Genomic DNA, 13511 nt, shown 5'->3' with positions numbered 1-13511 from the left:
CACGCAGCCGAAGCTGTCGTCCGAGATTTTGTAAACGGAATTAGGAATCCACACACTCTACTTTGCAGAGAGGGGAATCATCATGAACGGTTCAACAACAAAAACACACGATATCATTGAAAAAACGGAAAAATTCGGGGCCAAGAACTATCATCCACTGCCAATCGTTATTTCTAAAGCGGAAGGGGTATGGGTAGAAGATCCGGAAGGCAATAAGTATATGGATATGTTGAGTGCATATTCAGCCCTTAATCAAGGCCACCGTCATCCGAAAATTATTCAGGCGTTAAAAGATCAAGCAGATAAGGTAACATTGACGTCCCGCGCATTTCATAGCGATAAGCTAGGCGAATTTTATGAGAAGCTGTCGATGCTGACAGGCAAAAACATGATTCTGCCGATGAACACCGGGGCTGAGGCAGTGGAAACGGCCATAAAAGCTGTGCGTCGTTGGGCATATGATGTGAAAAAGGTACCGGACAACCAGGCTGAAATCATCGTCTCTGAAGGTAATTTCCACGGCCGGACAACTACGATTACGTCGTTCTCTTCCGACGAGGCATATAAACGCGGCTTCGGACCATTCACGCCGGGCTTTAAAATCATTCCATATGGTGATATTGAAGCCCTACGTAAGGCAATTACGCCGAATACGGCTGCATTTATGACTGAGCCGATTCAGGGGGAGGCCGGCATCTTGATGCCGCCGGAAGGTTTCCTTAAACAGGCTCGTGAGTTGTGTAAAGAAAACAATGTATTGTTTATTGCCGATGAAATCCAGACCGGTTTTGGCCGTACAGGTAAAATGTTCGCATCAGATTGGGAAGATGTAAAACCAGATATGTATATCATGGGGAAAGCGCTCGGTGGCGGGGTATTTCCGATTTCTGCAGTAGCGGCTGACAGGGAAATTCTCGGTGTATTCGAGCCCGGCTCACACGGATCTACGTTCGGCGGCAACCCGCTAGGCTGTGCAGTTGCGATTGCGGCACTGGAAGTGCTCGAAGAAGAAAATCTTGTGCAGCGTTCGCTGGAGATGGGTGAATATTTTAAGCAGAAGCTGCAAAAAATCGAAAATCCGGTTATTAAGGAAGTGCGTGGACGCGGGTTGTTCATTGGCGTTGAACTGACGGAAGCAGCGCGTCCGTATTGCGAAGCGCTAAAAGAATTGGGGCTGCTTTGCAAGGAGACTCATGAGACTACAATCCGTTTCGCGCCGCCGCTCATTATCTCCAAGGAAGATTTGGATTGGGCGATTGAGCGAATTTATCAAGTGTTGAAAAAGTAAGAAAAGCGGTGTATGCTGTTTGTAAATGTGTATAGGACGCAATAGGTGCCCTTATTAAGGGAGAATAGGGAAGAAAATACGCGGGCCCGCCACTGTAACCGGGGAGCCGTCGGCAGTCACTGAGCGTATGCGCTTGGGAAGGCTATCGACACATGGTCTTGATCCGGGAGCCAGGAGACCTGCCTATTGCACGGAATACTCGGGGATCAGGTAGCATAGAACCGGATGTGGCAAGTCCAGGTCATCTTTGACCTGGGCTTTTTTTGTCGTACATACAAATATAAACGGACAGGGAGCCCCTCGCCCCGTTGCGTCCTTGCCATTCTCGAACTACATGGAGAAAGACGGTGGATGAGACGATGGAACAGATGATTGGTGAATTGCTTACAGATACGATAAGCCGCATTGTGGAAGTGGAGCAAGAATGCATGGGGGCAGTCCGAAAACGGGTAGATAATCTCACAAAGCCCCCGGGAAGCCTGGGAGACCTGGAGGAGATGGTTATTCGTCTAGCTGGCATACAACGGACGGAAAAGCCGGTAATGGATAAAAAAGCGGTGGTAGTTATGTGCGGAGACCATGGCGTGGTGGAAGAGGGTGTAAGCGCTTTTCCTTCAGAAGTAACGGGATTGATGATGGGGAACTTTACGAGGGGCAAAGCTGCGATTAATGTATTCTCGCGCCGTATGGGAGCGGAAGTCATTGTTGTTGATGTCGGGAGCAGGGCACAGAGACTTTCGGGTGTACGAGATGAAAAAATCAAAGCGGGTACGAAAAATATGGCACAAGGTCCGGCAATGACCCGCGATGAAGTGGTGCGTGCTATCGAAGCCGGTATCGCTATTGTCAAAGAATTATCGGAACAAGGATATAAGGCTGTGGCACTTGGTGACATGGGCATCGGAAATACAACGCCGAGCGCTGCGTTGACTGCTGCTGTCACCGGTCGTCCGGTGGATGAATTAACAGGCAAAGGGACTGGCATTGATGAGATGAAACGTCGGGCTAAAGCAGATATTATCGAGCGTTCGCTATCGGTAAACGGCATCGGGAAGCAATGGCGCTCTTTGTTAGAGCCGATCGATGTATTGGCTCGCGTAGGTGGTCTGGAAATCGCCGGTCTGGTCGGAGTCACGCTTGGTGCAGCTGCACATAGAATGGCCGTCATTGTGGACGGTGTTATTGCAGGTGCCGCCGCTTTACTTGCATATGAAATATGCCCACAGGTGATTTCATATATGTTTGCCTCTCATTTGTCCGAAGAACCGGCACATGAGGCGGCTCTCGCTTATTTGGAATTGTCGCCTGTGCTCCATCTGCGGATGAGACTCGGCGAGGGTTCTGGCGCGGTCTTGATGTTTCCTTTGCTGGAGGCGTCTATCGCTATGCTAAACGAGATGGCAACATTTGATGAATTGGGTCTTTGAGCTACTCCCGCTTATCATGCTTGAAGAAGGAATTTCCCGCCCGTTAAGACAGGATAAATCAATGCAAAATCCCCGCTACGAACATAGCGGGTTTTTTGACAAAAGAAATGCTGACATGTAAATAGCAGGCCAAAAGATTGACTTTTACATCGGAAATCTTATACGCTACCAGCAGAAATATGCTCGCCTAATGAAACATCAGGCGATGGAAAAGGAGAAAGCGTATGAAAACAAATCGAAGAAACGTGACGATCGCAATGCTGGTCGCAACGTTCCTGGCGGCGATTGAAGTCACTATCGTCAGCACTGCTATGCCTCGAATCGTCAGTGATTTGGGAGGGTTAAAGCTCATCAGTTGGGTGTTTGCCATATATTTGCTTACTACGTCTGTAACGACGCCCATTTACGGAAAATTGGCCGATTTGTTCGGACGTAAAGTTATTTTTACTTTTGGAACGGCAGTCTTTTTGCTAGGTTCAGCGCTATGCGGGCTTGCCCAGTCGATGGAGCAGTTGATTGTGTACCGTGCGATTCAGGGCATCGGTGCAGGCGCAGTTTTACCGGTAACATTTACGATTATTGGCGATATTTATTCCTTTGAGGAGCGTGCCAAAATTCAGGGATTGTTCAGTTCCGTTTGGGGAATCTCGGGCATTGTGGGACCGCTGGTAGGCGGTTTTTTCGTCGATGTCCTTTCCTGGCACTGGATTTTCTTCGTTAACATTCCGTTCGGCATTATTGCTGTCATTATGGTATGGATGTATCTGAACGAATCGTTTGAAAAGAAAAAACAGCATATTGACTACGCCGGTGCGGTAACATTTACGATTGGGATGTGTGCTTTACTGTATGCGTTTTTGACTGGTGGACAAGAATACTCCTGGGGTTCAGGAATGATTCTTACTTTATTCGCCGTCGCTGTTATTTTCCTGGGAGTTTTCATTATCGTCGAAATAAAATCTCAGGAGCCGATGTTACCTTTACAATTGTTTAGCATCCGTTCTATTTCTATCTCGAATCTGGTCTCGTTCATTGTTAGCGCTGTTCTGATTGCCATTACGGCTTACCTGCCGATGTGGATTCAAGGAGTATATGGCGGGGCAGCGACAAATTCAGGATTAGCGCTGGCTCCAATGTCTATCGGGTGGTTGCTTGGAGCTATTGCCAGCGGTCAGCTAATGATTCGGATTCGGACGCGCAATACGGCGCTCATCGGACTTGCTACAATTATGCTGGCTTCGCTTTGGCTTGCGCTAATTAGCATGGGTACATCCCAATTTGTTATTATTGCGATTATGTTTATCACCGGACTAGGCTTTGGGCTTGCAGTAACGGTGTTCACCGTAACGGTACAATCATCTGTAGATTGGAAGTTGCGCGGTGCGGCAACAGCGTCCAATTCGTTCGTTCGTACACTTGGACAGACTGTCGGTATTGCATTGTTCGGAACGTTATTTAATTCCGCGATTGCACGGTATATGCAGGAACATGGGATGGAAGCCGGAACGGATATGAATCAGCTTTTGAGTCCAGAGGCAGCAAGCCATTTGCCAGCGCAGCTCATAATGTCCATGAGGGAGGGGCTGGCCTATGCGCTGCACAATGTATTTTTAATAATGTGCATCGTAGCGGTGATGGCACTTGTGGCTGGTCTATGGATGCCACGTACAAATCCCGGTTCCGTCTCCACCCGTTCGAATTAACTAAATAGGGGGAGTATAGATGAAAGCAATTATGCTGCAAGGTACGTCGTCGGATGTAGGCAAGAGCGTGTTATGCACCGCGCTCTGCCGCATCTTGTATGAAGACGGTTGGAAGGTGGCTCCGTTTAAATCACAGAATATGGCATTGAATTCCTATATCACCCGTGATGGTAAAGAGATCGGAAGAGCTCAGGGCGTGCAGGCGGAAGCGTGCCGCATCGAGGCCACCGCGGATATGAATCCGATTCTTTTAAAGCCGAAGCAGGACATGATTGCCGAGGTGATCGTAAGGGGTGAGCATTATGCCGATATGGGAGCAGGGGCATACCGGAGCGATTATGTGCCGACTGCGTTGCCAGTATTGCGTGAATCGCTGGATCGACTTGCAGAAGAATATGAAGTACTTGTTATGGAGGGGGCGGGCAGTCCGGCAGAAATCAATCTGAAGGATCGTGATATCGCCAATATGAAAGCGGCAGAACTCGCGGATGCTCCGGTATTGCTCATCGCCGATATTGATCGGGGTGGCGTATTCGCATCGCTTGTCGGAACGCTTGCACTATTGGATGACGATGAACGGGCGAGGGTGAAGGGTTTTATTATCAATAAATTTCGCGGAAAATTCTCTCTTTTGAAATCAGGTTTAGATTGGCTGGAAGAACATACAGGGCTCCCGGTGCTTGGGGTGATACCTTACGCTGATACAGGCATTGATGCCGAAGATTCGCTGGCCTTATCTACACTCAAGCTAAAAAAACGGGATGAAGAAGGAGAGGCGCTCAATGTTGCGGTTATTCGTTTGCCTCGTATATCCAACTTTACGGATATCGATCCGCTGTATGACGAACCGGGCGTCAGAATGCGGTTAATCGCTTCAGTTGCTGAGTGGAATAACCCGGATATTATTATCCTCCCTGGCACGAAGAATACGACAGACGATTTACAATGGCTGAAGCAGACCGGTCTAGCAGATGTTATTGGACAAGCTGCACAGGGAGGCGCGTATGTCGTAGGGATTTGCGGTGGTTATCAGATGCTGGGCAAGGAGCTATACGATCCAGACGGGATTGAATCGACCTATGAACGCAGTGAGGGGCTAGGGTTGTTGCCGATTCATACGACATTTCAGGCGGGGAAACGGACGATACGTGTAGAAGGGGAAGTATGCGGCGTTTCCTTTGCGACCGGACAAACCGTAACAGGATATGAAATCCATCTTGGACAAACGATGCGGGAACAAGGCAGCCGTCCGTTGTTCCGATTGGATGATGGTCATACGGACGGGGCAGTTGCAGACGGTGAAGCCATATGGGGTACATATCTGCACGGTGTATTTCATAACAGGGAATTCACAAGAGCATGGCTTAACCGTATACGGTTAGAGAAAGGGATGGAGCCGGTAGCGGGCGGAGTCCACACCGAGTCGGAGCGCCGGGAGGCAAGCTACACGGCGCTAGCATCCCTTGTGAGAGAACATCTTGATATGAAGAAGCTCTATGACATTATAGGGCTGCCACTTCCCATCAAATTCTAGGGGGGTGCAAAATGGCTGAACATTCCTATCCTGCTATGCTGCAATTAACAGGCAGACGATGTCTTGTAGTCGGCGGAGGAAGGGTTGCCGAACGAAAAACGGCAGCCCTTTTGGATACGGGTGCTTTCATTACGGTGGTCAGCCCTACGCTGACAGAGCGGTTGCACACATTCGTACAGACAGGGCGTATTGAATGGCGGGAGAAAGCATTTGAGCCGGAAGACATACAGGAGGCGCTCCTTGTCTTTGCGGCTACAGATAGTTCGGAGGTCAACACATTCGTTCTTGAGGCATTGAAGCCGGGCCAGCTTATCAATATCGCAGACAGACCGGACTTAAGTACATTTACTGTGCCAGCCCAGCTTCGACGAGGAAGGCTTCTCATGACCGTAGCTACGGAGGGGGCAAGTCCGGGCCTCGCACGAAAACTTGTCAACGAGCTAGGAGAGATATATGACGAGACTTATGAGGTATATGTTGATTTCTTGGCTGAAGCCCGCCGTATTGTATTAGAGCGAGTGGAAAGCCCGCATCGGCGGAGGCGATTGTTCAAGCGGTTGTTGGAGGACGACTTCTTGTATGATGCGAGACGGCAGGAGCCGGAGCGTCTCTGGGGCCGATTCTGGGATCTCGTATCAAGGAATAGCAAAGATGATACATAGGAGGCGAACCGGATGTTGTTTACCGAACAGGAAAAGCAAGCGGTGTATAAAGTGATCGAAGCGCGGCGTGATGTCCGTTCATTTCTTACACAGCCACTGCCGGATGAGGCAGTGCAGAGAATATTGAGGGCTGCGCATTATGGTCCATCAGTAGGATTTATGCAGCCATGGAACTTTATATTGATCACATCCGCTGAAGTAAAAGAGCGTTTGGCATGGGCAGCCGAGAAGGAGAGAAAGGCGCTTGCCATCCATTACGAGGGGGAGCGTGCAGAGCAATTCCTGCGTTTGAAAGTGCAAGGCATTCAGGAGGCGCCGCTAACCGTGTGTGTCACATGTGATCCGACACGTGGCGGATCGCATGTTCTGGGGCGCAATTCGATTCCGGAAACAGACATTATGTCGACGGCCTGTGCTATCCAGAACATGTGGCTAGCCTCCTGTGCTGAAGGCATCGCTATGGGATGGGTGAGTTTTTATAAGAAAAATGATGTGCGCGACATTCTTGAGCTGCCACCGCATATTGATCCGGTTGCTTTATTATCGCTTGGCTATACGGATGATTATCCCGCTGCTCCTATTTTGGAGACGGAAAAATGGGAGAAACGACGGGAGCTGGATACGCTCATCTATCAGAACAAATGGGGAGGTACAGCATGAATAAACCGGATAAGCAGCGTGGTCTAGTACTTGTATATACTGGAGACGGTAAAGGGAAAACGACGGCGGCACTTGGACTTGCAGTCCGGGCTTGTGGACGTGGGAAGCGTGTACTTGTCATTCAGTTTATTAAGTCGCCCGACCGTACCTATGGAGAGAAAATTATGTTTGATAAGATGGGCATCGAAATGCATCAAAAAGGCATTGGTTTTACCTGGCTGAAAACTCCCGATGAGCATCGGGAAGCATTGAAGGAAGCGTGGGCTTTCACCAAGGAAAAAGTAATGAGCGGTGTATATGATGTTGTCATTCTGGATGAGTTGAATAATGCGCTTTCTATTAGTACATTTCCTATTGATGATGTATTGCCGCTCAGAGAGGTGCTGGAGCTTATCGGGAGTCGTCCACAGGGGATGCATATGGTTATCACAGGTCGAAATGTGCATCCAGAAGTCAAAAATAAAGCTGACCTGGTAACAGAGATGAACCCCCTTAAGCATTACTATGATGAAGGCATCCCCGCTGTAAAGGGAATTGAGTTTTAATGAGCAGACTTGAAAAATTCGGGCACGGAGGCGATTTGCTCACCGCTTCCGCCCTGTTTAATGTGGAACCGGAACAGTTGCTGGATTTCAGCGCCAATATTAATCCGCTGGGGCCACCAGAAGGAGTGCTGGAAGCGATTGAGAATGCAAAGAATAACATCGTACATTATCCAGATCCTGCGCATCGCAAATTTTTGTGTGCGCTGGCCAGGAAGTATGCTGTACCAGAGGAGATGCTTCTTGTCGGAAATGGAGCTGCCGAATGCATGGCGCTTGTATTGCTGGCCCTTGCTCCCACGGCGGTTGGTGTTATCTATCCTTCATTTGTAGAGTATACACAGCTTGCACAGCAGTATGGAGCAGAGGTGATCGGGTGCGTCGGACGGGAGGAAACAGGTTTTTTGCCAGTGGAAGAAGAGCTTGGATTGTTGCTAGATAAGGTTGATATTTTGTTTATTGGGCATCCCAATAATCCGACCGGGCTTATGTATAGCCATGAAACGCTAAGTCGATTAGCGGTGCAGGCACAGGAGAAAGATGCTTATCTTGTCGTCGACGAAGCGTTTATCGATTTTCTTCCGGAGGAAAATCAGCCGACATTGCTTAAACATCTGGCATCGTATCCACATGCTATTCTGCTGCGTTCACTTACGAAATTCTATGCGATTCCAGGACTACGTCTCGGATTTGCGGCTGCGCATCCTGATGTTATCGCACGTATGAAAGGGAAGCAGGTTCCTTGGAGTGTTAACTGCTTTGCTCTGGCAGCCGGAGAGGCGTGCTGTGCGGCAGGTGAATATGAGGCTGCTACCCGCCGATTGATCGCAGATGAGCGGGTATACTTGCATAGCCGATTATCGAAGGATTTACGTTTTCGAGTATGGCCGGGACAGGCTAACTTTTTGCTGATACGCCTACCAGAAGGGCAGACCGCGGAAGCAGTACAGGATGGGCTGGGACGACGCGGCATTATGATTCGTAATTGTGCCATGTATCCGGGCTTGACTGCGCGGGATTTCCGTATCGCGGTACGATCCCGTGAGGAGAATAATCGATTGCTTCGAGCTTTGGCAGAAATGATGGGAGAGAGCATAGAGGAGAGGAAAAAAACGTGAGTATCGTAGTAGTCACCGGAGGCGTCCGTTCCGGAAAGAGTGCATTTGCGGAACGGCTTGTCAAAGAAAAAAGCCAATCGGTACTTTACGTAGCGACGGGCGTATGCACTGATGAAGAGATGGAGCATCGTATTACGCAGCACCGTGAACGTCGTCCTGCTTTCTGGGGACTGAGTGAAACTCCGTATGATGCTGCAGCAGAGGTGCACACCTACCATAATTATGAGGTTGTGCTGTTTGATTGCGTTTCGACATGGATAAGCAATCTGTTAGTAGATGTCGCAGAAGACAAGTGGCGAGATACGGAAGAGACAGAGCGGATTATAGGGGCAGTAGATAGCTGGCTAAGCGCGATACGGGATTATTCTGGCACTGTTTTCGTAGTGACCAGTGAGACCGGGCTGGGCGGTGTGGCTATGACAAAGCTGGGGCGTTGGTTTCAGGATACGCTTGGCGTCGTTAATCAGCGGATTGCCGCGGAGGCGCAGGAGGTATACGCTGTACTATCGGGCATTCCATGGAAAATTAAAGGTGAGAGAATATGAATGCCTTGTTACATGCCGTTGCTTTCTTGACCCGTATTCCGGTTCCTAGACTTAGCGCTGATCCGAAGGACTGGCAGCGTAGTGTGGCTTTTTACCCAATCGTGGGTGTTCTGCTGGGCATATTGCTTTGGGGCGTTGCATTGCTGACTGGCTGGCTATTGCCTGTGCCGCTTGCCGCTGTGTTGACGCTCGTTTTTTGGGTATACAGCACTGGAGCGTTGCATCTGGACGGATGGATGGATTTAGCAGACGGATTGGGAAGCTGGCGAGAGAGGGAGAAAATATTTGCAATTATGAAGGATAGCCGGGTAGGCGCTATGGGCGTTATCGCGGCCATTCTTTTGTTTATGGTTAAAGTATCAGCATTGTATGAGATTATGAGAAACGACGCAGAGATATGGTTGTTGCTTCCCTCGCTTTTTGCACGCATGTCACTTGTGGCCGCCATTTGGTTTTGGCCATATGTAAGCGAAAAAGGTATAGGAACAGGTCTCAAGGGTGGGCTTACGGCCTGGAAGGTAGGTTTCGGTTTTATATTTGTTCTATGCGCAACCGTTGTTTTACTCAGCTGGAAAGGCATGCTTGCATTTCTTGCGGTAACGCTGGCAAGTTGGATTTTTCTTCGTTCAATATCCCGGCGTTTGGGTGGCTTGACAGGGGATTGCTATGGTGCTCTGGTGGAGTGGACAGAAGCGGTAACTCTTGTTGTTCTTATCGCTACAGGGAGGTTGTGGATGTGAGGTGGATATGGGTACGGCACGGCGAGACGGAGGATAATCGGTCACACCGCTATCTCGGACATTATGATGCGCCGCTGAATGAGCGAGGGAAGGAACAGGCCTTGGCCGTTGCTGACCAGCTTAAGAATGAGTCTATTACGTACATTTATACAAGTGATTTATTACGCTGTAAGGAGACTGCACATATTATTGCCCAGCCACAAGGGATGACAGTGGTAGAAACTGCGGCGCTTCGTGAATTGAATTTTGGACGCTGGGACAGGAAGACGTATGAAGAAATTATGCAGGCAAACAAATCACTGGCAGAAAAATGGTATAATAATCCTTATGATGTTACACCACCAGAAGGAGAAAGTCTTGCTAAACTAGGGGATAGAGTCGGCCGCTGGCTGTCTGACTTGGAGAAGCGCATGCTTCCTACAGAGACAGCTGTACTCGTCACACATGGCGGACCGATACGATGGTTTCTTGCTGCACGTATATCAGGAAATCCTGATGCATTCTGGTCCGTGCGCGGCCCTGGTACAGGAGACATTTTGATTACCGAGAAGTATGGACAAACCTGGCGTTCATCGTCATCATAAAAGAAAAAAGAGATAAAAACGATAGGAATACGGATAGGAAAAGAGGAGAAAAACATGAAAGCAACTACGGGCACAGCGTGTCATACGTTTGGCGAGCTGTTGCAGGGACAAAGGAACGGCACGCCGTTCCTGGTTTCGTTGCCTGTCGCCAGCTATGTGAACGCGACATTTTATCCGTCCGCTTCCGGCGAGTTGCTTACCTCGCCGCAAAAGATTAAAGTGCGCCGCATCTTACGCCGACTGATGAGCGATTATAAAATTTCGTTTCATGGCACTTTATTGCTAGACAAGTCATTACCAGAGGGCAAAGGGTTTGCTACCAGTACAGCGGATATGGTAGCTGCCTGTAGGGCGATATCAAAAGCGTATAAACTGCGTTTGCTGCCGCAGCACATCTCATCGTTGCTCGTTCAGGTCGAGCCTACCGACGGGATTATGTATGAGGAGGTAGTTGCCTATCAGCATCATCAAGGACAGGTGCTGAGCAGTCTTGGTCAATTGCCGCCGCTGCATATCATTGGTGTAGATAGGGGCGGCAAAGTGGATACTGTTTCATTCAATAAGTGTCAGGAACTGTATACTCCACAGGAAGAAAAAGAGTATGATCGGCTTTTGCTGAACCTTCAGGAAGCTTTTCGGCTAGGAGATAGCGAGCTTATTGGTTATGTGGCAACCCGCAGCGCTGAACTGCATCAGAAGAGATTGCCCCATCCAGATTTTGCTCGATTGAAAGCGCTTTGCGAAGAAATGGGAGGGCTTGGAGTCGTTGTGGCACACAGCGGAACGCTGGCAGGAATTCTGCTGGATGCTAGCTCCCCTGCTTGCGCCCGTCAGATTGCTATGCTTCGTCAGCGGATGAAGGAGTGGCATCGTTCTATTTATGAATTCGCCGTCGCCAGACATCAGAAAGGAATTACTGTATGAGTCAGCCGTTTCGCCTAGGTGTATCCTATACTTCCACTGTCTGGTCGGACATTTGCATCGACTTTCGGGAAGACCATCTTTTATTGCGGGCAAATGCACCGCTTAATACAGTGAGTAGCGCGCTATGGGGAGGCGGACATGTGCAGGCTACTCATTTTATCAATTGGAAAGTGCCATTGACTTATCGCTGTGAAGACCCGGTGCTTATGATGAGGGACCAATTGGCAGCATGGAGCTATCCGGTTACTGCTTCCGTTGGTTTACAGACCGCAGCCAAAATTACACACGCTGCCATTAAAGAAGAGGCGGGTGACCGTTACCGAATGATATGCTGCGCTACAGCCGGTACGCGAAATAGTGCACGGGCAGGAAAAGCAAGAGAGACGTTCTCTGCTTATCAGTGCGGGACCATCAATATTTTTCTTCTTATGGACGCTTATCTAACACCATCCGCGATGATCAACGGTATTATTACGGCTACCGAAGCGAAAGCAGCCGCTTTGCAGGATACGGGCATTATTGATGAGGATGGAGATGTGGCTACCGGAACAACAACAGATTCAATCGTTCTCGCTTCCAGTCAGAACCTGAAGTATGAAGAGCCTCATCAGTTTGCCGGAGCAGCGACGACAATCGGAAATGCGATTGGCCGTCTTGTATACGAAGCAGTTCATGAGGCCATCGTTACACAGGGGGAAGCATAATGCTTACACGTGTATATGTTCTGCTCGCCGCCTATATTATCGATCGTATTATCGGCGACCCGCGCTGGCTGACGCATCCGGTGGTTTATATGGGCCGGGTCATTACGTGGCTGGAAGGGAAGATTAGAAGCAGGGTTCAGGAGGAAGGGCTAAAACGTGCCGGATTGTTGTTTCCAATCGTACTTGTGGCCGGAAGCTTTGCGGTTGTTTGGACATTGCTTGCGCTCTTGTACAAGGTTCATCCATGGCTGGCATGGGGAGTGGAAGCATGGCTTATCTCCACCACCATCGCCACCAAAGGGCTGGCGGAAGCCGGTATGGATATTTATCGTTTGCTAAGGCAGGAGAAAATCGAGGATGCCCGCCACGCGCTTTCGATGGTAGTGGGCCGTGATACGGCATTTCTCAGTGATAGGGAGGTTTCACGGGGAGCTGTGGAAACAGTGGCAGAGAATATTGTAGATGCGATTATCTCCCCGTTATTTTATGCCGCCATCGGGGGAGCGCCTCTGGCTATGGCATACCGTGCGGCTAATACGCTTGATTCCATGGTCGGCTATAAAAATGAAAAGTATCATAATTTAGGCTGGGCTTCAGCACGCTTTGATGATGTTGCCAACTATATACCCGCCCGCTTATCCGCGCTGCTGCTTGTTTTTGTAAGCTGGATACTTCGGCTGGACTGGCGGCGTTGCGCTATGATCATTTTACGTGATGCAAGACGCCATCCAAGTCCGAACAGCGGATTTACCGAAGCTGGCGTAGCAGGAGCATTGGGGATTCAGCTTGGCGGTACGAATTATTACCAGGGCATACCTTCCAACCGTGCAAAAATGGGAGATGAGCTTCGGCCGATTGTTCCGAAAGATATTAAAAAAACGGTTACTATTATGCACTGGGTTTCTTTTTTCTTCCTGTTGGCTTGTCTGACTGGTATACTATTAATAGAGTCGATATATTGTATATAAGCATAGCTCCATTCATTGTAATTAATCTTCGCTATTTCCAGGAAAAGTCGCTCTTTTTGCCTAGCGACTTTTTTGTCATTCTGGCGTCCAATTAGTGTGAAAAGGAACTTAC

Annotated in this window: 14 protein-coding genes and 1 riboswitch; all 14 genes read left to right on the top strand. The window is 49.2% G+C overall.

Annotated elements, in window-relative coordinates; genetic code table 11:
* Nucleotides 1-82 precede the first annotated feature (82 nt).
* A complete protein-coding gene (locus HMPREF0083_RS19770) occupies nucleotides 83-1288 on the top strand; it encodes an ornithine--oxo-acid transaminase (protein ID WP_021623481.1) in 1206 nt (401 codons plus the stop codon).
* A 26-nt stretch (nucleotides 1289-1314) separates the two neighbouring features.
* Nucleotides 1315-1489, top strand: a riboswitch (cobalamin riboswitch).
* Between the two features lie 146 nt (nucleotides 1490-1635).
* Nucleotides 1636-2715: a nicotinate-nucleotide--dimethylbenzimidazole phosphoribosyltransferase gene (cobT, locus tag HMPREF0083_RS19765; protein ID WP_245191359.1), complete on the top strand. Its 1080-nt coding sequence runs from the start codon at nucleotides 1636-1638 to the stop codon at nucleotides 2713-2715.
* Between the two features lie 224 nt (nucleotides 2716-2939).
* Nucleotides 2940-4418: an MDR family MFS transporter gene (locus tag HMPREF0083_RS19760; protein ID WP_021623479.1), complete on the top strand. Its 1479-nt coding sequence runs from the start codon at nucleotides 2940-2942 to the stop codon at nucleotides 4416-4418.
* A 19-nt stretch (nucleotides 4419-4437) separates the two neighbouring features.
* Nucleotides 4438-5952: a cobyric acid synthase gene (locus HMPREF0083_RS19755; protein WP_021623478.1), complete on the top strand. Its 1515-nt coding sequence runs from the start codon at nucleotides 4438-4440 to the stop codon at nucleotides 5950-5952.
* An 11-nt stretch (nucleotides 5953-5963) separates the two neighbouring features.
* The gene (locus HMPREF0083_RS19750; protein WP_021623477.1) at nucleotides 5964-6614 is read left to right on the top strand and encodes a precorrin-2 dehydrogenase/sirohydrochlorin ferrochelatase family protein; all 651 of its coding nucleotides are present in this window, start codon (nucleotides 5964-5966) and stop codon (nucleotides 6612-6614) included.
* Nucleotides 6615-6626: 12 nt separating this feature from the next.
* The gene (gene bluB, locus HMPREF0083_RS19745) at nucleotides 6627-7274 is read left to right on the top strand and encodes a 5,6-dimethylbenzimidazole synthase (RefSeq protein WP_021623476.1); all 648 of its coding nucleotides are present in this window, start codon (nucleotides 6627-6629) and stop codon (nucleotides 7272-7274) included.
* Nucleotides 7271-7819 (top strand): cob(I)yrinic acid a,c-diamide adenosyltransferase, encoded by a 549-nt coding sequence (gene cobO / locus HMPREF0083_RS19740; RefSeq protein WP_021623475.1) that lies wholly within the window; start codon nucleotides 7271-7273, stop codon nucleotides 7817-7819. The genes bluB and cobO overlap by 4 nt, the downstream gene beginning before the upstream one ends.
* Nucleotides 7819-8934, top strand: a complete 1116-nt coding sequence (gene cobD / locus HMPREF0083_RS19735) for a threonine-phosphate decarboxylase CobD (protein WP_021623474.1) — start codon at nucleotides 7819-7821, stop codon at nucleotides 8932-8934. Before cobO ends, cobD begins: the two co-directional genes overlap by 1 nt.
* Nucleotides 8931-9479, top strand: a complete 549-nt coding sequence (gene cobU / locus HMPREF0083_RS19730; RefSeq protein WP_021623473.1) for a bifunctional adenosylcobinamide kinase/adenosylcobinamide-phosphate guanylyltransferase — start codon at nucleotides 8931-8933, stop codon at nucleotides 9477-9479. The genes cobD and cobU overlap by 4 nt, the downstream gene beginning before the upstream one ends.
* Nucleotides 9476-10219: an adenosylcobinamide-GDP ribazoletransferase gene (gene cobS, locus HMPREF0083_RS19725; protein WP_021623472.1), complete on the top strand. Its 744-nt coding sequence runs from the start codon at nucleotides 9476-9478 to the stop codon at nucleotides 10217-10219. The genes cobU and cobS overlap by 4 nt, the downstream gene beginning before the upstream one ends.
* Nucleotides 10216-10803, top strand: a complete 588-nt coding sequence (locus HMPREF0083_RS19720; protein WP_040303977.1) for a histidine phosphatase family protein — start codon at nucleotides 10216-10218, stop codon at nucleotides 10801-10803. Before cobS ends, HMPREF0083_RS19720 begins: the two co-directional genes overlap by 4 nt.
* Before the next feature lie 54 nt (nucleotides 10804-10857).
* On the top strand, nucleotides 10858-11727 hold the full coding sequence (locus HMPREF0083_RS19715; RefSeq protein WP_021623470.1) for a GHMP family kinase ATP-binding protein: 870 nt from the start codon (nucleotides 10858-10860) through the stop codon (nucleotides 11725-11727).
* On the top strand, nucleotides 11724-12431 hold the full coding sequence (locus tag HMPREF0083_RS19710) for an adenosylcobinamide amidohydrolase (protein ID WP_021623469.1): 708 nt from the start codon (nucleotides 11724-11726) through the stop codon (nucleotides 12429-12431). Before HMPREF0083_RS19715 ends, HMPREF0083_RS19710 begins: the two co-directional genes overlap by 4 nt.
* Nucleotides 12431-13399 (top strand): adenosylcobinamide-phosphate synthase CbiB, encoded by a 969-nt coding sequence (gene cbiB / locus HMPREF0083_RS19705; protein WP_021623468.1) that lies wholly within the window; start codon nucleotides 12431-12433, stop codon nucleotides 13397-13399. Before HMPREF0083_RS19710 ends, cbiB begins: the two co-directional genes overlap by 1 nt.
* The last annotated feature ends 112 nt before the right edge of the window (nucleotides 13400-13511 follow it).

The sequence above is a fragment of the Aneurinibacillus aneurinilyticus ATCC 12856 genome (assembly GCF_000466385.1).
GTDB classification, from domain to species: domain Bacteria; phylum Bacillota; class Bacilli; order Aneurinibacillales; family Aneurinibacillaceae; genus Aneurinibacillus; species Aneurinibacillus aneurinilyticus.
The sequence above is the reverse complement of the archived record's forward strand: the minus strand, read 5'-3'. Positions and strand labels throughout refer to the sequence as shown.